Source organism: Pseudomonas glycinis (assembly GCF_054871425.1).
Map to the genome: position 1 here is coordinate 81,716 of NZ_JBTYHF010000002.1, position 18,294 is coordinate 100,009.

16 protein-coding genes are annotated in these 18,294 nt (G+C 61.3%); 8 read left to right on the forward strand and 8 right to left on the reverse strand.

The window, feature by feature from the left end:
• Positions 1–63: 63 nt before the first annotated feature.
• The 6 genes from ACYSTU_RS04440 to bioB form a co-directional block, all read right to left on the reverse strand.
• Positions 64–360 carry a hypothetical protein gene (locus tag ACYSTU_RS04440; protein WP_016772865.1) on the reverse strand — a complete coding sequence of 99 codons (297 nt, stop codon included), beginning with the start codon at positions 358–360 and terminating at the stop codon, positions 64–66.
• A 108-nt stretch (positions 361–468) separates the two neighbouring features.
• A complete protein-coding gene (bioD, locus tag ACYSTU_RS04445; RefSeq protein ID WP_498996330.1) occupies positions 469–1,149 on the reverse strand; it encodes a dethiobiotin synthase in 681 nt (226 codons plus the stop codon).
• Entirely contained in the window at positions 1,146–1,955 is an 810-nt protein-coding gene (gene bioC / locus ACYSTU_RS04450; RefSeq protein WP_498996336.1) for a malonyl-ACP O-methyltransferase BioC, read from the reverse strand. The genes bioD and bioC overlap by 4 nt, the downstream gene beginning before the upstream one ends.
• Positions 1,948–2,679, reverse strand: a complete 732-nt coding sequence (locus ACYSTU_RS04455; RefSeq protein ID WP_498996339.1) for an alpha/beta fold hydrolase — start codon at positions 2,677–2,679, stop codon at positions 1,948–1,950. Before ACYSTU_RS04455 ends, bioC begins: the two co-directional genes overlap by 8 nt.
• On the reverse strand, positions 2,672–3,850 hold the full coding sequence (gene bioF, locus ACYSTU_RS04460; protein ID WP_498996341.1) for an 8-amino-7-oxononanoate synthase: 1,179 nt from the start codon (positions 3,848–3,850) through the stop codon (positions 2,672–2,674). Before bioF ends, ACYSTU_RS04455 begins: the two co-directional genes overlap by 8 nt.
• 146 nt (positions 3,851–3,996) lie before the next feature.
• Positions 3,997–5,052 (reverse strand): biotin synthase BioB, encoded by a 1,056-nt coding sequence (gene bioB / locus ACYSTU_RS04465; RefSeq protein WP_016772860.1) that lies wholly within the window; start codon positions 5,050–5,052, stop codon positions 3,997–3,999.
• Between the two features lie 91 nt (positions 5,053–5,143).
• Between bioB and ACYSTU_RS04470 the strand changes: the two genes are divergently transcribed.
• The 5 genes from ACYSTU_RS04470 to rarD all read left to right on the forward strand — a co-directional run bounded on the left by ACYSTU_RS04470 (position 5,144) and on the right by rarD (position 11,032).
• Positions 5,144–5,878, forward strand: a complete 735-nt coding sequence (locus ACYSTU_RS04470) for a ComFC family protein (RefSeq protein ID WP_498996345.1) — start codon at positions 5,144–5,146, stop codon at positions 5,876–5,878.
• A 186-nt stretch (positions 5,879–6,064) separates the two neighbouring features.
• Positions 6,065–6,829, forward strand: coding sequence for a TOBE domain-containing protein (locus tag ACYSTU_RS04475; protein WP_336464635.1), 765 nt, complete (start codon positions 6,065–6,067; stop codon positions 6,827–6,829).
• Between the two features lie 70 nt (positions 6,830–6,899).
• Entirely contained in the window at positions 6,900–8,801 is a 1,902-nt protein-coding gene (locus ACYSTU_RS04480) for a PhoX family protein (RefSeq protein WP_122612419.1), read from the forward strand.
• A gap of 164 nt (positions 8,802–8,965) precedes the next feature.
• On the forward strand, positions 8,966–9,940 hold the full coding sequence (locus ACYSTU_RS04485; RefSeq protein ID WP_073476508.1) for a serine/threonine protein kinase: 975 nt from the start codon (positions 8,966–8,968) through the stop codon (positions 9,938–9,940).
• A 204-nt stretch (positions 9,941–10,144) separates the two neighbouring features.
• Positions 10,145–11,032: an EamA family transporter RarD gene (rarD, locus tag ACYSTU_RS04490; RefSeq protein ID WP_264365863.1), complete on the forward strand. Its 888-nt coding sequence runs from the start codon at positions 10,145–10,147 to the stop codon at positions 11,030–11,032.
• Between the two features lie 223 nt (positions 11,033–11,255).
• On the opposite strand, the gene ACYSTU_RS04495 is transcribed toward rarD, so the two are convergent.
• Positions 11,256–11,774, reverse strand: coding sequence for a glycine cleavage system transcriptional repressor (locus ACYSTU_RS04495; protein WP_016772854.1), 519 nt, complete (start codon positions 11,772–11,774; stop codon positions 11,256–11,258).
• Between the two features lie 623 nt (positions 11,775–12,397).
• Here ACYSTU_RS04495 and ACYSTU_RS04500 point away from each other — a divergent pair.
• Positions 12,398–14,575 (forward strand): malate synthase G, encoded by a 2,178-nt coding sequence (locus tag ACYSTU_RS04500; protein ID WP_498996352.1) that lies wholly within the window; start codon positions 12,398–12,400, stop codon positions 14,573–14,575.
• A 126-nt stretch (positions 14,576–14,701) separates the two neighbouring features.
• On the opposite strand, the gene ACYSTU_RS04505 is transcribed toward ACYSTU_RS04500, so the two are convergent.
• Entirely contained in the window at positions 14,702–15,148 is a 447-nt protein-coding gene (locus ACYSTU_RS04505) for a response regulator (RefSeq protein ID WP_016772851.1), read from the reverse strand.
• Positions 15,149–15,403: 255 nt separating this feature from the next.
• Here ACYSTU_RS04505 and ACYSTU_RS04510 point away from each other — a divergent pair, with 255 nt between their 5' ends.
• Both ACYSTU_RS04510 and ACYSTU_RS04515 read left to right on the forward strand, forming a co-directional pair.
• Positions 15,404–17,338 (forward strand): putative nucleotidyltransferase substrate binding domain-containing protein, encoded by a 1,935-nt coding sequence (locus tag ACYSTU_RS04510; RefSeq protein ID WP_336342533.1) that lies wholly within the window; start codon positions 15,404–15,406, stop codon positions 17,336–17,338.
• Positions 17,335–18,042: a 3'-5' exonuclease gene (locus ACYSTU_RS04515; RefSeq protein ID WP_498996355.1), complete on the forward strand. Its 708-nt coding sequence runs from the start codon at positions 17,335–17,337 to the stop codon at positions 18,040–18,042. Before ACYSTU_RS04510 ends, ACYSTU_RS04515 begins: the two co-directional genes overlap by 4 nt.
• Positions 18,043–18,294 lie beyond the last annotated feature (252 nt).

Sequence of the window (18,294 nt, forward strand, 5' to 3'; positions counted from 1 at the left end):
GAAGGACTTAAACGAAAAACGCCGCGACAGGGCGCGGCGTTTCGGGGTCTACAACAAATCCGATCAGGCGAAGGTATCGATGATCGTCCCGAGCACTTCGTCGGACGCCTTGGCCACCTTCACACCCAGCTCTGCCTGGATCTTGCCCTGCGACAGCTCGACGATATTGCTCGCCAGATCCGATTCTTGTGCGCGATCCACGCCGCGCAGGCGATTGACCTGCACTTCGGACGACTGGCTGGTCACCGAGCGTTCGATAGTGTTGTTGGCGATCTGGCTGGCGGCCTGATCGACGCGGTTCTGCCCGGACTGAATCGAGCTCAGCCCCGCATAAAAAGCCGTGTTGCCGGAGATTTCCATAGTCACTCTCATCCCTGCAAAGGATCAATGCTCGCCATTGAAGCAGACGCGCCAGCAAAACACCCGTCAAAAACACTAATGGCACAGTGCCTGTTCATAGCGAGAAACTTAATCGAGCAAATCCAGTTGCAAATGCTCGGCCACCGCTTCGGCGCTCAACGCCTTGAGTTTAGGCACCCGGCCCAGGCACGGCGCGGGAATGCGCTCGGCCAGGGTCGCAAGGTTTTCCTCCAGCCGCGAAGTTTTCGGATCGATAATATTGGCCACCCACCCCGCCAATTGCAGGCCATCGCGGGCAATCGCCTCGGCGGTCAGCAACGCATGACTGATGCACCCCAGCCTCACGCCCACCACCAGAATCACCGGCAGCTTCAGCGTAATCGCCAGGTCCGAGAGATTGTCCTGATCCGCCAACGGCACCCGCCAGCCGCCCGCGCCTTCGATCAGGGTGAAATCGGCGTTCATCGCCAGAATCCCGCGCATCGGCGCCAGCAGCGATTGCACTGTCAGCGCCACACCTGCTTCGCGCGCCGCCAGATGCGGAGCGATCGCTGGCTCGAACGCCACCGGGTTGACCTGTTGATAAGTCAGCGGCAACGAACATTCGGCCAGCAGCGCCAAGGCGTCGGAGTTACGCAAGCCTTTGGGCGTGACGTCGCACCCGGAAGCCACCGGTTTGCCCGCCGCCGTACTCAAGCCTGCCGACCGCGCCGCATGGAGCAATCCGGCAGCAACCGTGGTCTTGCCGACATCGGTGTCGGTACCGGTGATGAAATAGGCTGCGCTCATAGAGGTTTCTCCAACACGGCGTACACCACCTGATACGTTGCCGGCAGCCCCGACGCCTGACGGAACCGCTCGTACGCTTCGATCAGCCCGAGAATCCGCGCCCGCCCGGTCAAACCGCCCGGCCGGCCGGGATTCAGATTGTGTGCACCCAGCGCCTTCAGCTCGTGAGTCAGGCTGCGCACATCCGGGTAATGCAACACGTGCGGCTGATTCTCCAGCGCCAAAATACGCATGCCACTGCCGGCACATAACTGTTCATAGCGGGCGAACTCGCGGAAGCGATTGACGTGCACCAACCCGTCGACCTGCTGCCAACTCTCACGCAACTCGAACAGCGTTCCTGTACATAGACTAGCAAAGGCAAAAATCCCGCCCGGTTTCAGCACGCGCATGGCTTCGCTGAGCACCGCCTCGAAGTCGGCGCACCACTGCACAGCGAGACTGGAGAAAATCAGATCGACGCTCGCATCCTGCAACGGCAGCCGTTCGGCATCGCCAGCAATGAAATGCTCAGCGCCACCCAACGGCCGTGCGTGACTGAGCATGCCCTCGGCAATGTCCAGCGCGACACCACTGCCTTGGGTGAAACGCGAGGCCAGCGCCCGGGTGAAATAGCCGGTGCCGCAACCGAGATCGAGCCACCGCGACGGCATGAAACTCCCAGGCAAACGCTCAAGCAGCTGCGTGCCGACGTCACGCTGAAACTCGGCGACGCTGTCGTAACTGGCCGCAGCACGAGAAAAAGACGCCGCCACCTGGCGCTTGTCGGGCAAGCCCCCAGGCAGCACAAGGGACAGATCAGTCATCAGCGCACTCATGTAGAAACGCCTGGATCACGCCCGCGACTCCGTGCGGGTCTTCCAGCAGAAAAGCATGGCTGGCCTGTTCGATCAGACCAATTTCGATATCCGGCAACAGCGCGAACAATGCACCGGCCGCTTCCGCCGGAACCAGCGCGTCCTGCCCGCCGAACAGATGAAACTGCGGCCCGCGAAACGCCTGCAACGCCTGGCGCGTATCCAGCTGCGCGAGCAGCTCCAGCCCTGCCATCAGCGCGGTCGGCGCGGTGGCCGGCGCGCCACCGAGCAGCAAGCGCGACAAGCCACGCGGATCTGGCGAACCTTGCGCACATAAAAGAGAGAAGCGCTTGAGCGTAGTACGCGGCTCGGCTTGGCAAGCGGCAAGAAACGCATCGAACGTCTCGCCAAGCATCGCGCTCGGCCACTGTTCATGGGCGACAAACGCAGGGTTGCTCGCTAGCGTCAGCACCCCGCAGCACGCCTCACCGCGTCGTGCCGCCAACTCAGAGGCGAGCATGCCGCCCATCGACCAGCCACCGAGCCAGACTTCCTGTGGAATGCGCGCATCGAGTTCGTCGAGCCAGTCTTCAAGGTCAGCGGAATCCAGCTCCGGCAGCGGTTCGATCTCGACTTGCAGATGTTCGTCGAGGCCACGCAATGCTGCGGCCAGCGGTTCCAGCGGCGACACGCCGAGGCCCCAGCCGGGCAGCAGGATCAGACGATTACGCATGGCCTGGCTCCAATGACAATCGGGCGAAACAATCTGCCAATCCTTCCAGCAACTGTTGCACCTGCGCCTCGCTGTGGGCGGCGGTCAGCGTGACGCGCAGTCGCGCGCTGCCGGCCGGCACGGTCGGAGGGCGAATCGCAGTGACCATCAGCCCGCGCTCGCGCAGCATCTGCGACAACCGCACGGCGCGCCCAGCATCGCCGATCATGATCGGCTGGATCGGCGTGAAGCTGTCCATCAGCTCCAGTCCGATCTGCTCGGCGCCGTGGCGGAACTGGCGAATCAGCGTCTGCAAGTATTCACGGCGCCAGTGTTCGCTGCGCAACAGCTCGAGGCTTTTCAGCGTCGCGCAGGCCAGCGCCGGTGGTTGGCTGGTGGTGTAGATATACGGGCGGGCGAACTGGATCAGGCTTTCGATCAACTCTTCGCTGCCGGCGACAAAGGCCCCGGCGGTGCCGAAGGCTTTACCGAGGGTGCCGACCAGCACCGGCACATCGTCCTGACTCAAGCCGAAATGCTCGACGATGCCGCCACCGTTGGCGCCCAACGGGCCGAAGCCGTGGGCATCGTCGACCATCAGCCACGCGCCTTTGGCCTTGGCCGCGCGGGCCAGCGCCGGCAGGTCGGCGATGTCACCGTCCATGCTGAATACGCCATCGGTCACCACCAGTGTGTTGCCAATGGCTTTCTCCAGGCGTTTGCCCAGGCTTTCGGCGTCGTTGTGCAGATAGCGATTGAAACGCGCGCCGGACAACAGGCCGGCGTCCAGCAACGAAGCGTGATTGAGCCGGTCTTCGAGCACCGTATCGCCCTGCCCGACCAGCGCGGTGACCGCGCCGAGGTTGGCCATGTAGCCGGTGGTGAACAGCAGTGCACGTGGGCGCCCGGTCAGATCGGCGAGCGCTTCTTCCAGCGCGTGATGCGGGCTGCTGTGGCCGATCACCAGATGCGACGCGCCACCGCCGACACCCCAGCGCTCGGCACCGGCGCGCCAGGCTTCGATCACCTGCGGATGATTGGCCAGGCCCAGATAGTCGTTGTTGCAGAAAGCGAGCAGCGGTTGGCCGTCGACGACGACTTGCGGGCCTTGCGGCGATTCGAGCAGCGGGCGCTGCCGATAGAGGTTGTCGGCACGGCGGGCAGCAAGGCGTGCGGCGAGATCGAATGACATGCAGGCCTCGATTTTCAAATGACACAGATCCCCTGCTCGCGAATGGGCGTCACATCCAACAGGGATGTTGGCGGCCAAACCGCTTTCGCGAGCAGGCTCGCTCCCACAGGGGTTTTGCATTCCTTCAGGGCAATCCGCGCGGTTTATTACACCGCAGCGTTGTAGAACTGCTCGCTACTCTTCTGCTCCACCAGTGCCTGCTCAATCGCAGCCTGATGAACCTCATCGGAATGCTCTTCGCGAGCTTCCGGCTGGATACCGAGGCGCGCGAACAGCTGCATGTCCTTGTCCGCCTGCGGGTTGGCGGTGGTGAGCAATTTGTCGCCGTAGAAAATCGAGTTGGCGCCAGCGAAAAATGCCAGGGCCTGCATCTGCTCGTTCATCGCCTCGCGGCCGGCGGACAGGCGCACATGGGACTGCGGCATGAGGATGCGCGCCACGGCGAGCATGCGAATAAAGTCGAACGGGTCGATGTCTTCGGCGTTTTCCAGCGGCGTGCCGGCGACTTTCACCAGCATGTTGATCGGCACCGACTCCGGGTGCTCCGGCAGGTTGGCCAACTGGATCAGCAGATTGGCGCGATCGTCCAGGGATTCGCCCATGCCGAGAATGCCGCCGGAGCAGATTTTCATCCCCGACTCACGCACGTAAGCCAGCGTCTGCAGACGTTCGCTGTAAGTGCGGGTGGTGATGATGCTGCCGTAGAACTCCGGCGAGGTGTCGAGGTTGTGGTTGTAGTAATCGAGACCGGCCTTGGCCAGCGCCTCGGTCTGCTCCTGATCGAGACGTCCGAGGGTCATGCAGGTTTCCAGGCCCAAGGCTTTCACCCCTTCAACCATCTTCAACACATACGGCATGTCTTTGGCCGACGGATGTTTCCACGCCGCGCCCATGCAGAATCGCGTCGAACCAATGGCTTTGGCGCGGGCCGCTTCTTCGAGGACCTTCTGCACTTCCATCAGTTTTTCTTTTTCCAGACCGGTGTTGTAGTGCCCGGACTGCGGGCAGTACTTGCAGTCTTCCGGGCAGGCGCCGGTCTTGATCGACAGCAGTGTCGAGACCTGCACGCGGTTGGCGTTGAAATGTGCGCGGTGCACCGTTTGCGCCTGGAACAGCAAGTCGTTGAATGGCTGTACGAAGAGTGCTTTGACTTCGGCCAGAGACCAATCGTGACGCAGGGTGGCGGTGGTGCTCGCGCTCATGGGCAATTCCTTGGTTATGCTTGGCTGGCGCCGGGGAAAATGGAATATCCACAGGCGCTACACGGATGTTCGGCATATTTAAGGAAGAGCGATGCGCTGTCAACCGCAATACCAAGGGCAGGTTTACATCTGTTTAAAAAACGTACAGACCTGTTTGCTGTGCGATGAGCCCGCAGAAGCACAAATGCCAATGTGCGAGGCCTGCGAAACCGAATTGCCCTGGCTCGGCAGCCATTGTCAGAGCTGCGCTTTGCCGTTGGGGGCGGATGGCCTGACTTGCGGCGAGTGCCTGCTAGAGCCTCCGGCTTTCGAGCAGGTCGCCGTGCCCTGGGTTTATGGCTTCCCCGTGGACAGTCTGATTACACGCTTTAAACACAACGCGAAATGGCCGTTTGGTCACCTGCTCGCCGACGTTCTCGGCCAATACCTGCAGCATCGCTTCGCCGAAGACTTGCCGCGACCCGATGTGTTGCTACCGGTGCCGTTGGCGAATAAACGACTGCGTCGGCGAGGATTCAATCAAGCGGCGATGCTCGCGCGCTGGCTGAGTGTGTCGCTGGATTTGCCGTGTGAAGAACAGCTGCTGCGGCGAGTCATGGACACTGACGCCCAACAGGATCTCGACGCCAAGGCGCGCAAGCGCAATTTGCGCAATGCCTTTGCGCTGACGCCTGATGCAGAGCTAAGCGGCCGCCATTTCGCGCTGGTGGACGACGTACTGACTACTGGAGCAACCGCTGAGGCATTGGCGCGGTTGCTGATGAATGCAGGTGCGGCGCGGGTCGATGTGTATTGCCTGGCCCGTACGCCGAAACCCGGTACCTGAAGCGAATACAGATCTCCTGAGGGAGCGAGCCTGCTCGCGAATCGGTGTCACATTCAACAAACATGTTGTTGGTCAGACCGCTTTCGCGAGCAGGCTCGCTCCCACAGGGGGCTTTGCGTCAGGCTTGACTCATGCGTTGCAAGTGGCCAACGTCCCTCTCATCGCCCGAGCCAGAAGCGTTCTGCCATGTCCCTGCCCACCCTGCTGTCCCAGCACATCGTCCGCCGCCCGCAGCGCATTGCCCTGCTGCAACACATTGCCGAGCAGGGCTCGATCACCCGCGCGGCGAAAAGCGCGGGGCTCAGTTACAAGGCGGCATGGGATGCGATCGATGAGTTGAACAACCTGGCGCAGAAACCCTTGGTCGAGCGCGTGGTGGGTGGCAAGGGTGGTGGCGGCGCCAGACTGTCCAGCGAGGGCGAGCGGGTGCTGCGCCTGTATCAGAAATTGCAGGCATTGCAGGCGCAGGTGCTGGAAGCGGCGGAAGACGCCAGTGATCTCGACCTGCTCGGGCGGTTGATGCTCAGGACCAGCGCGCGCAATCAGCTGCACGGCACGGTCGCGGCCATTCAGGCGCAGGGGCGCAACGATCTGATCCGCCTCGAACTGGCAGAAGGCATTGCTCTGGAGGCACAGATCACCCACGACAGCACCGTGCATCTGGAATTGCAGGTCGGTACCGAAGTCATGGCGCTGATCAAGGCTGGCTGGCTTGAACTGCTCGGCACCGATCAGCCGGCCACGCCCGGACACAATGTCCTGCGCGGCACCATCGAAGCCATCCTCGATGCCGAGGACGGTCCCAGCGAGGTGCGCATTTCCCTGCCCAACGGCCAGACACTTTGCGCCTTGGCCGAACCGCTGCACTTGCGCAACCAGCAACTCGCCGTGGGGTCTGCGGTGCAGGTGCAATGCGCGCCGTCCAACGTGCTGATCGGCACGCCGCTCTGATTTGTCCCTGCCACAAAAGCGTCATCGACCCGCATTAAGGTGTTGCCCATAACCAAGCAGGGAGCCTGATGTGAGCCTATTAGAAGAAAACCAATCCACTGATCTGGAAAAAATGGTCGGCCTCAGCCGTCGCGGTTTCATCAGCGCCGGTGCCTTGTGCGGCGCGGCGATGTTCCTTGGCGGCAACCTGTTGAGCCGCAGCGTCATGGCCGCCAGCGTCAGCGCCGGCAACAGCCGCCTGCTCGGTTTCGAGAGCATTCCGGCGGCGACCACCGACGCCATCAGCCTGCCCAAGGGCTACAAATCTTCGGTGCTGATCAGTTGGGGCCAGCCGTTGCACAAGAACGGCCCGGCCTTCGATCCGAGCGGTAACGGCACCGCTGCCGCACAGGAAGTGCAGTTCGGCGACAACAATGACGGCATGAGCCTGTTCGCCTTCCCGGACGACAAGAACCGCGCGCTGATGGCGATCAACAACGAATACACCAACTATCGCTATCTATATCCGCATGGCGGCATGCCGCAGTCGGCTGAAGACGTGCGCAAGGCATTGGCCTGCGAAGGCGTGTCGGTGATCGAAGTGCAGCGCAAGAACGGCCAGTGGCAATTCGTCCAGGGCTCGCGCTACAACCGTCGGATTCACGGTAACTCGCCGCTGCGCATCAGCGGTCCGGCCCGCGGCCACGACTTGATGAAAACCGCTGCCGACAAGCACGGCAAAAAAGTCCTCGGCACCTTCCAGAACTGCGCCAACGGCAAGACGCCGTGGGGCACTTATCTGACCTGCGAAGAAAACTTCACCGACTGCTTCGGCAGCAGCAACGCCCAGCAGCAGTTCGATGCCGCGCAAAAGCGCTACGGCGTTGTCGCCAGCAGCAAAGACATCAACTGGCACCCGCACGACCCGCGCTTCGACATGGCCAAGAACCCTAACGAGCTCAACCGTCACGGCTGGGTGGTCGAGATCGACCCATTCGATCCGCAATCGACTCCGGTCAAACGCACCGCGCTGGGCCGCTTCAAACATGAAAACGCCGCACTGGCCGAGACCGACGATGGTCGCGCTGTGGTGTACATGGGCGACGACGAGCGTGGCGAGTTCATTTACAAATTCGTCAGCCGTGATCGCATCAACCATCGCAATCAGAAAGCCAACCGCGACATCCTCGATCACGGCACGTTGTATGTGGCCAAATTCGATGCCGGCGACGGCAACCCTGATCACCCGAAAGGCCAGGGCCAGTGGATCGAACTGACCCACGGCAAGAACGGCATCGACGCCAGCAGCGGGTTTGCCGATCAGGCAGAAGTGCTGATCCACGCGCGCCTTGCCGCCAGCGTGGTTGGCGCAACACGCATGGACCGCCCGGAGTGGATCGTCGTCAGCCCCAAGGACGGCCAGGTTTATTGCACCCTGACCAACAACGCCAAGCGCGGTGAAGACGGGCAACCGGTGGGCGGTCCAAACCCGCGCGAGAAGAACGTCTACGGGCAGATTCTGCGCTGGCGTACCGACCGCAACGATCACGCCTCGAAGACGTTTGCCTGGGATCTGTTTGTGGTCGCCGGCAACCCGGGCGTGCATGCCGGGACGCCGAAGGGTGGCTCATCCAACATCACCCCGCAGAACATGTTCAACAGCCCCGACGGTCTGGGGTTCGACAAGGCCGGACGCCTGTGGATTCTCACCGACGGCGACTCGAGCAACGCTGGCGACTTCGCCGGGATGGGCAACAACCAGATGCTCTGCGCCGATCCTGCGACCGGTGAGATTCGCCGTTTCATGGTCGGGCCGGTGGGTTGCGAAGTGACCGGGATCAGCTTCTCGCCGGATCAAAAAACCCTGTTTGTCGGGATTCAGCATCCAGGCGAGAACGGCGGTTCGACCTTCCCCGAGCATCTGCCCAACGGCAAGCCAAGGTCTTCGGTGATGGCGATTACTCGCGAAGACGGCGGGGTTGTCGGCGCCTGATAAACCGCTTTCGCGAGCAGGCTCGCTCCCACAGGGAATCGTATTCCAAGGTGGGAGCGAGCCTGCTCGCGAAGAGGCCCGGGCAGACACCAACACCCTTCGCGCCGCCATCTGCGCTACCATGCCGAGCCGGACGCAGCAGCCTGCTGCGCGCAGGAGTCAGCATGGCCCACCCGTTTGAAACCCTCACCCCCGATCTCGTCCTGGATGCCGTTGAAAGCATCGGTTTCCTCAGCGACGCGCGCATTCTGGCGCTCAACAGCTACGAAAACCGGGTGTATCAGGTCGGTATCGAAGACTCCGAGCCGCTGATCGCCAAGTTCTATCGTCCGCAGCGCTGGACCAACGAGGCCATAATCGAAGAGCACCAGTTCACTTTCGAACTGGCCGACATCGACATTCCGGTGGTAGCGCCGCTGATCCACAACGGCGAAACCCTGCATGAGCACGCCGGCTTCCGCTTCACCCTGTTCCCGCGTCGTGGTGGTCGGGCGCCGGAGCCGGGCAATCTTGATCAACTGTATCGCCTCGGCCAGTTGCTCGGGCGCATGCATGCGGTGGGCGGCACCAAGCCGTTCGAGCACCGCGAAGCCCTCGCCGTGCAGAACTTCGGCCATGCCTCGCTGAACACCCTGCTCGAAGGCAATTTCATTCCAAAGAGCCTGCTGCCGGCTTACGAGTCGGTTGCCCGCGACCTGCTCAAACGCGTCGAAGATGTCTACGCCGCCACGCCGCACCAGAACATCCGCATGCACGGTGACTGCCACCCCGGCAACATGATGTGCCGCGACGAGATGTTCCACATCGTCGACCTCGACGACTGCCGCATGGGCCCGGCGGTGCAGGACATCTGGATGATGCTCGCCGGCGATCGCCAGGAGTGCCTGGGGCAGCTATCGGAATTGATGGACGGCTACAACGAATTCCATGATTTCGACCCGCGCGAGCTGGCGCTGATCGAACCGTTGCGCGCCTTGCGCCTGATGCACTACAGCGCCTGGCTGGCGCGACGCTGGGACGACCCGGCATTCCCGCACAGCTTTCCGTGGTTTGGCACGGAGCGGTATTGGGGCGACCAGGTGCTGGCGTTGCGTGAACAGTTGGCGGCACTGAATGAAGAACCGCTGAAACTCTTCTGATTCAAACCTGAAACCTGTGGGAGCGAGCCTGCTCGCGAAGACGTCATTTCAGGCAACATCGATGTTGAATGTCAGACCGCCTTCGCGAGCAGGCTCGCTCCCACAAGATCGGTGTTCACAATTCCATGAACATTGGTCTACGACATTCGCGGACAAACTTCCTTACAATCCCTCCTTTGTCAGCTGCCTGAGCAAGGATTCTGCATGCAAGCCGCCAACCCGCGTCGCGGGTACATTCTGGGCCTGAGCGCCTACATCATCTGGGGCCTGTTCCCGATCTATTTCAAAGCCATCGCCGAAGTCCCGGCCGTCGAGATCATCATCCACCGGGTGCTGTGGTCGGCGCTGTTCGGTGCGATGCTGCTGATGGTGTGGAAACACCCGGGCTGGCTGCGCGAGTTGCTCGACAATCCCAAGCGCCTGGCGATCCTTGCGTTGAGCGGCACGTTGATCGCGGCCAACTGGCTGACCTACGTGTGGTCGGTGAACAACGGCCGCATGCTCGAGGCGAGTCTGGGTTACTACATCAATCCGCTGGTCAACGTGCTGTTGGGCATGGTGCTTCTCGGCGAGCGGCTGCGGCGCATGCAGTGGGTCGCGGTCGGGCTGGCTGCCATCGGTGTGGCGCAGCAGGTGTGGCAGGTCGGCAGTCTGCCGTGGGTGTCGCTGGCGCTGGCGCTGACCTTCGGTTTCTACGGCCTGATCCGCAAGCAGGCGCCGGTCAAGGCGTTGCCGGGGCTGGTGGTGGAAACCTGGATGCTGGTGCCGATTGCGATCGGGTGGTTGCTGTTCAATCAGAGTGCAACGAGTGTGCAGCCGGCCTTCTGGACCACCTCCGAAGCCTGGTGGCTGGTGGCCGCCGGCCCGGTGACGCTGGTGCCGCTGGTGTGTTTCAACGCCGCCACCCGCCACTTGCCCTACACCACCATCGGCTTCCTGCAATACATCGCGCCGACACTGGTGTTGCTGCAAGCCGTGCTGCTGTTTGGCGAGCATTTGTCGTCCAGCACGCTGGTCGCGTTCATGTTTATCTGGGCCGGTCTGGCGGTCTATAGCGTTGATGCGTGGATAAGTTTGCGCCGGCGCGCCTGATCAAAAAACGCACAAACCTCTACAGGCCACGGTTCTCGCGGCCTGCATCGTTCCTTCCCAAGCTTATCCACAGCGTGATCCCCGCCGTTTGTGCGCAAGTCACTGAATGCTGGCGGTTTTTTGATCAACCTGCGCAAAGCCACGGCCCGCGTGGCGTGGCGCTCTGTCTCTACAGGTTATCCACAGGCAGGTGCACGTTAAACCTGAATAACCCTGTGAACGTTTAAACCTCTGTGCGTAACACCAATTCGACCATCAGATCATCGGCCAGGGTTTCCAGGCGCGCCTGCAGAACGTCGAGCGACAAGGTCAGCGGCACCGCGAGAATTGCCTCGGCGTGAAACAGCGGCTCGCTGCTCATCGGCGCCGGGCGCACCTCAGTTACCAGTCGCTCCAGGTTCACACCCTGCTCGCTCAACAGCCGAGTGATATCGCGGACGATACCCGGTCGGTCGTTGCCGACCAGTTCCATAGCGATCGGTTTCCACGTGCAGGACTGCTCCACTCCGCTTTCGGCAATCAGTACCCGAATGCCATGGGCCGACAGCGCTTGCAGGGCATCGACCAGTTCGTCGTAAGCCTCCGCCGGCACACCCACGCGCAGAATCCCGGCGAACTGCCCGGCCATGCGTGACATGCGGCTTTCCAGCCAGTTGCCGCCGTGCTCGGCAATGCATTGGGCGATGCGCTCGACCTGCCCGGGCTTGTCCGGGGCGAAAACGGTGAGTACGAGATGGTCCATGGCGCAGCCCTCTTGTCATGACTTTTGTTATCGAAGGGCAAGTATAGGCAAGCGGATTGATTCAGCCTGTCATCGCAACTTGTGCTGAGAATCTGTGGCGAGGGGATTTATCCCCGTCCGGCTGCGCAGCAGTCGTGAGTCCTGCCAATTGGGTCTGCCAGCCGGACCGCAGGGGGCGGCTTCGCCACCCAACGGGGATAAATCCCCTCGCCACAAATCGTTACACCCAAATTGCCCCTTAGCAGGCCCACAGTAATTATGTGTACAACTTTCGATATTTAGCTGGAACAATCCAATGCTTTTTTGAGAACATCCCGTTCCGCGACGTGACCGCAATGCGTCATGAGGTCGCAGAACGACGTAATTAGTCTGATTTTCACAAGCGCAACTCATCATGTAGTATGCCGCAGCGCGCACTACATAACGCTGGATCGATGTCTGCCCAAGGCCCTTCGCAACCCTGAAAGCCCCGTCAGCAAGGCCTCCAAGCCGTTGATTGGTCCTAGCCCAGCCGCCAGCAATGGCATGTACTGGTCCGCAGGTTTGTGGTTTAAATGGCCAGAGGCTTCATTGTTAAATTGACGAGCTGAAAAGCGAAATAGCTGAGCAGAGTGAGGCAAGCAATGACTGAACACGTTCAAGTCGGTGGCCTGCAGGTCGCCAAAGTCCTGTTCGACTTCGTGAACAACGAAGCCATTCCCGGTACCGGCCTCACCGCCGAACAATTCTGGGAAGGTGCCGACAAGGTCATTCATGACCTGGCGCCGAAGAACAAAGCCCTACTCGCCAAACGCGATGACTTCCAGGCGCGCATCGATGCCTGGCATCAGCAGCATGCCGGCCAGGCGCACGACGCCGTGGCCTACAAAGCTTTCCTGCAAGAGATCGGCTATCTGCTGCCAGAAGCGGCTGATTTCCAGGCGACGACGCAAAACGTCGACGATGAAATCGCCCGCACCGCCGGCCCGCAACTGGTCGTGCCGGTGATGAATGCGCGCTTCGCGCTCAACGCCTCGAACGCCCGCTGGGGTTCGCTGTACGACGCCCTCTACGGCACCGACGCGATCAGCGAAGACGGTGGTGCGGAAAAAGGCAAAGGCTACAACAAGGTGCGTGGCGACAAAGTCATCGCCTTCGCCCGCGCCTTCCTCGACGAAGCCGCGCCATTGGCCGCAGGCTCCCACGTCGATTCGACCGGCTACAAGATCGCTGACGGCAAACTGGTCGTGACGCTCAAGGGCGGCAGCAACAGCGGCCTGCGCGATGACGCTCAGTTGATCGGCTTCCAGGGCGACGCCAACGCGCCGATCGCGGTGCTGCTCAAGCACAACGGCCTGCACTTCGAAATCCAGATCGACGCCAGCACCCCGGTCGGCCAGACCGACGCCGCCGGCGTCCAAGACATCCTCATGGAAGCGGCGCTGACCACGATCATGGACTGCGAAGACTCCGTGGCCGCCGTTGATGCCGACGACAAAGTGGTGATCTACCGCAACTGGCTCGGCCTGATGAAGGGCGACCTCGCGGAATCCGTGTCCAAGGGCGGCCAGACCTTTACCCGCACCATGAACCCGGATCGCACCTACACCGCGCCCAACGGCGGTGAAGTGACCCTGCACGGTCGTTCGCTGTTGTTCGTGCGCAACGTCGGCCATCTGATGACCATTGATGCGATCCTCGACAGGCAAGGCAACGAAGTGCCGGAAGGCATTCTCGACGGTCTGGTGACTTGCCTGGCAGCAATGCACAACCTCAACGGCAACACCTCGCGGCGCAATACCCGCACCGGTTCGGTGTACATCGTCAAACCGAAAATGCACGGCCCGGAAGAAGCGGCGTTCACCAACGAGCTGTTCGGGCGCATCGAAGACGTCCTGCGCCTGCCGCGCAACACCCTGAAAGTCGGGATCATGGACGAGGAGCGCCGCACCACGGTCAACCTCAAGGCTTGCATCAAGGCGGCCAGCGAGCGTGTGGTGTTCATCAACACCGGTTTCCTCGACCGCACAGGCGACGAAATCCACACCTCCATGGAAGCCGGCCCTGTCGTGCGCAAGGCGGACATGAAGACCGAGAAGTGGATCGGCGCCTACGAGAACTGGAACGTCGATATCGGTCTGAGCACTGGCCTGCAAGGTCGTGCGCAAATCGGTAAAGGCATGTGGGCGATGCCGGACCTCATGGCCGCGATGCTTGAGCAGAAAATCGCTCACCCGCTGGCCGGCGCCAACACTGCCTGGGTGCCATCGCCGACTGCCGCTGCGCTGCACGCGCTGCACTACCACAAGGTTGACGTGTTTGCGCGTCAGGCTGAACTGGCCAAACGTGCGCGCGCCTCGGTGGACGACATCCTGACCATTCCATTGGCAGTGAACCCAAGCTGGACACCAGAGCAGATCAAGAACGAACTGGACAACAACGCCCAGGGCATTCTCGGTTACGTGGTGCGCTGGATCGACCAGGGTGTCGGTTGCTCGAAAGTGCCGGACATCAACGACGTCGGCCTGATGGAAGACCGTGCGACGCTGCGGATCTCCAGCCAGCACATCGCCAACTGGCTGCGCCACGGTATCGTCAGCCAAGAGCAAGTGATGGAAAGCCTCAAGCGCATGGCGCCAGTGGTTGACCGCCAGAACGCTAACGACCCGCTGTATCGCCCGCTGGCACCGGACTTCGACAGCAACATCGCCTTCCAGGCGGCGGTCGAACTGGTGATCGAAGGCACCAAGCAGCCGAATGGCTACACCGAGCCGGTGCTGCACCGTCGTCGTCGCGAGTTCAAGGCCAAGAATGGTCTGTGACTTGAGTTGATGGTTGGAATGAAAAAGGCCCTGATCGAGAGATCAGGGCCTTTTTGTTTTTGAGGTGGATTGATCGTTCCCACGCTCTGCGTGGGAACGATCATCTGCTGGGCGGCGAAATATGTCTTAGGGTTCTATGCCCAATTCGTGTTTCACCAGCTCAAGCAACTTCCCCGTATCAATCGGCTTGAGCAGAAAATCCACCACGCTCAAGTGCATCGCTTCGATCGCATCTTTCACGTCGGCATCGCCGGAGACGATGATGATCGGCATCGCTGCCCGTACCGATTCACGCACCTGGCGAATCAGCTCGAGGCCATCGACATTGCCCATGCGCAGGTCGGTAATGACCAGACCGATCGAAGGCTTTTCATCGAGCATTTTCAGCGCGGTTTCACCGCTGGCTGCGGTCATGCAGCGAATGCCGTCCAGCGCGAGAATCTCCGACAACAGCTCGCGGGCGTCCTTGTCGTCGTCGACGATCAGGACACGCTGCGGCGGCAGATCAGGTTCGAGCATCACTGCGCTGAGCGCTTCCCGCTCGGCGTCGCTCAAAATATCGTGGTCGGACATGGCGCTCTCTAAATGTTCAAACAATCCCTGGCAAGTCGTCAGACATCACCGGACAGCGCTTCAATGTGCACTTCGTCGGAATTTTTTCCAAGTGGCTAGCGCAAGCTTTTCCGACCTTTTGCGTAGGTTATTTCCGAAAATCGGCCAATGGTGGCAAAACCTAGACTTACGTCCAATGGGCACCCTGCCCGCCGGGGCCGACCATGGTCGCAACGATCCGACAACAACAATTCGAAAAAGACTGCGGTAATGGTTATGAGCAAAGCGGACGCCTTCACCCAGGCAGGGAAAACCGCGGTGTTGCAGAACATTCAGGGCACCCTGCAATTCCTCCAGCGCTTCCCGCCCTTCAATCAGATGGAACATGCCCACCTCGCCTATCTGGTGGAGCAATGTCAGCTGCGTTTTTTTGCCCAGGGCGAGAGCATCATCAAACCGGCCGACGGCCCGGTGGAACACTTTCATATCGTCAAACAGGGTCGGGTGGTCGGCGAACGCCAGCACATCACCAAACCCGGCACCGAGACCACCTTCGAAATCACCACCGGCGAATGCTTTCCGCTGGCGGCTCTGCTCGGTGAACGCGCCACGCGCACCGAACATCTGGCGGGCGAAGACACCTTCTGCCTGCAACTGAACAAACTGGCGTTCATCAAACTGTTCGCCCTCTCCAGCGCCTTCCGCGATTTCGCCTTGCGTGGGGTGAGCAGCCTGCTCGATCAGGTCAACCAGCAAGTCCAGCAAAAAGCCGTGGAGACCCTCGGCACCCAATACTCGCTGAACACACGTCTCGGTGAACTTGCGATGCGCCATCCGGTGACTTGCAGCGCCGATACGCCACTGCGTGAAGCGGTGAAGCTGATGCACGAGCAACAGGTCGGCAGCATCGTCGCGGTGGATGAGCACAAGGCGCCGCTGGGGATTTTCACCCTGCGCGATTTGCGCCATGTGGTCGCCGAAGGTGTCGGCGATTTCAGCGACGCCATCGAACAGCACATGACTCGATCACCGTTTTATCTGTCGCCGGATCACAGTGCCTTCGATGCGGCGATCGCCATGACCGAGCGGCACATTGCTCACGTCTGCCTGGTCAAGGATCAGCGCTTGTGCGGCGTGGTGTCCGAGCGTGATCTGTTCTCCCTGCAACGGGTCGATCTGGTGCACCTCGCCCGGACCATCCGCAGCGCGCAGCGGGTCGAACAACTGGTGACCTTGCGCGGCGAGATCGGCCAACTGGTCGAACGCATGCTCGCCCACGGCGCGTCGTCGACGCAGATCACTCACATCATCACCCTGCTCAACGATCACACGGTGTGTCGGGTGATCGAACTGACCCTCGCCGAAAAGGGCGACCCGGGCGTGCCGTTCAGCTGGCTGTGTTTCGGCAGCGAGGGCCGGCGCGAGCAGACGCTGCACACCGATCAGGACAACGGCATTCTCTTCGACGCGCGCGATGCCGCGCACGCAGCGGAGATCCGCGGCAAGCTGCTGCCGATTGCCCAGCAGATCAACCAGAGCCTGGCGCAGTGCGGCTTTACCTTGTGCAAGGGCAACATCATGGCCGGCAATCCCGAGCTGTGTCTGTCGCGGGCCGAATGGGCGCGGCGCTTTGCGGCGTTCATCCGCGAAGCCACGCCGGAGAACCTGCTGGGCTCGAGCATTTATTTCGACCTGCGCGTGGTCTGGGGCGATGAGCAAGGCTGCGAGCAATTGCGCCGGGGCATCCTCGATCAAGTCGCTGACAATCGTCTGTTCCAGCGCATGCTCGCCGAAAATGCGCTGCGCAATCGCCCTCCCGTTGGGCGCTTCCGTGAATTCGTGCTGGCCCGCAAGAACGGTGAGAAGGCCACGCTGGATCTGAAAATCCAGGGCCTGACGCCGTTCGTCGACGGCGCCCGCTTGCTGGCGCTTGCCAACGGCATTGACGCCAACAACACCCTCGAACGCTTTCGCCAACTGGTCGATAAAGAGGTCATCGAGCCGCTCGACGGCGCGGCGTATGAAGAGGCCTATCACTTCATTCAACAAACGCGGATGCAGCAGCATCAGTTGCAGACCCGGGAGAACCAGCCGTACTCCAACCGCGTCGATCCCGACAGCCTCAATCATCTCGACCGGCGCATCCTGCGCGAATCCCTGCGCCAGGCGCAGCGCCTGCAAAGCAGCCTGACCTTGCGGTATCAGCTATGAGCCTGTTCTCCTGGCTACGCCCGGCCAGCCCCGTGGTGTCGGCGGACTTGCAGCAGCGGCTGGCGAAGCTGCCGGCGCTTGCCGAGCTGAGCGAATGCAGCCTGCGCGAGCAGCGCTGGGTGGTGCTGGACCTGGAAACCACCGGCCTGAATATGAGCAAGGATCGGGTTCTGTCGATCGGCGCGGTGGTGATCGAGGACGGCGCGATCGATTTCAGTCAGCAGTTCGAACGCACCTTGCAATGCCGCGAATTGAAGCTCAGCCCCAGCGTGCTGATTCATGGCCTCGGCCCTAGTGCAATTGCCGCAGGCAGCGACCCAGCGGAAGCGTTGCTGGAGTTGCTGGAGTTCATCGGCGACAGCCCGGTGCTGGCGTTTCATGCGCCGTTCGATCAGCACATGCTCGGGCGCGCAGTGAAAGAACATCTGGGGCATAAGCTGCAGCATGTGTTTCTGGATGTGGCGGACATCGCGCCGTTGTTATGTCCGCAGGCGCAGATTCGCGAGGCCGGGCTGGATGAGTGGATCGAATGGTTCCGGCTTGAAGTGTTCGAGCGGCATAACGCGAGTGCCGATGCGCTGGCCACGGCGGAGTTGGCATTGATTCTGTTCAGCCGGGCGCGGGCGCAGCAGATTTACAGTCCGTTGCAGTTGCAGCAGCGGTTGAATCAGTGGAAGCGGCGGCAGCAGGCGCCGTCCTTTTAGAATCATTCAGATCAAAAGCCCCTCACCCCAGCCCTCTCCCGGAGGGAGAGGGAGCCGATCGTGGTGTCTTGCGTCATACATCGACCTGAAACAATGGGTCGATTATGGATTCACAGCGATTTATTCAGGTCGATGTATTTCTGCAGCATCCCCCATTCGGTCCCCTCTCCCTCCGGGAGAGGGCTAGGGTGAGGGGCTGCCCTTTATTCATCACCTGACCAGTGGCCAATTGCTAACCATTCCCACCTCTGC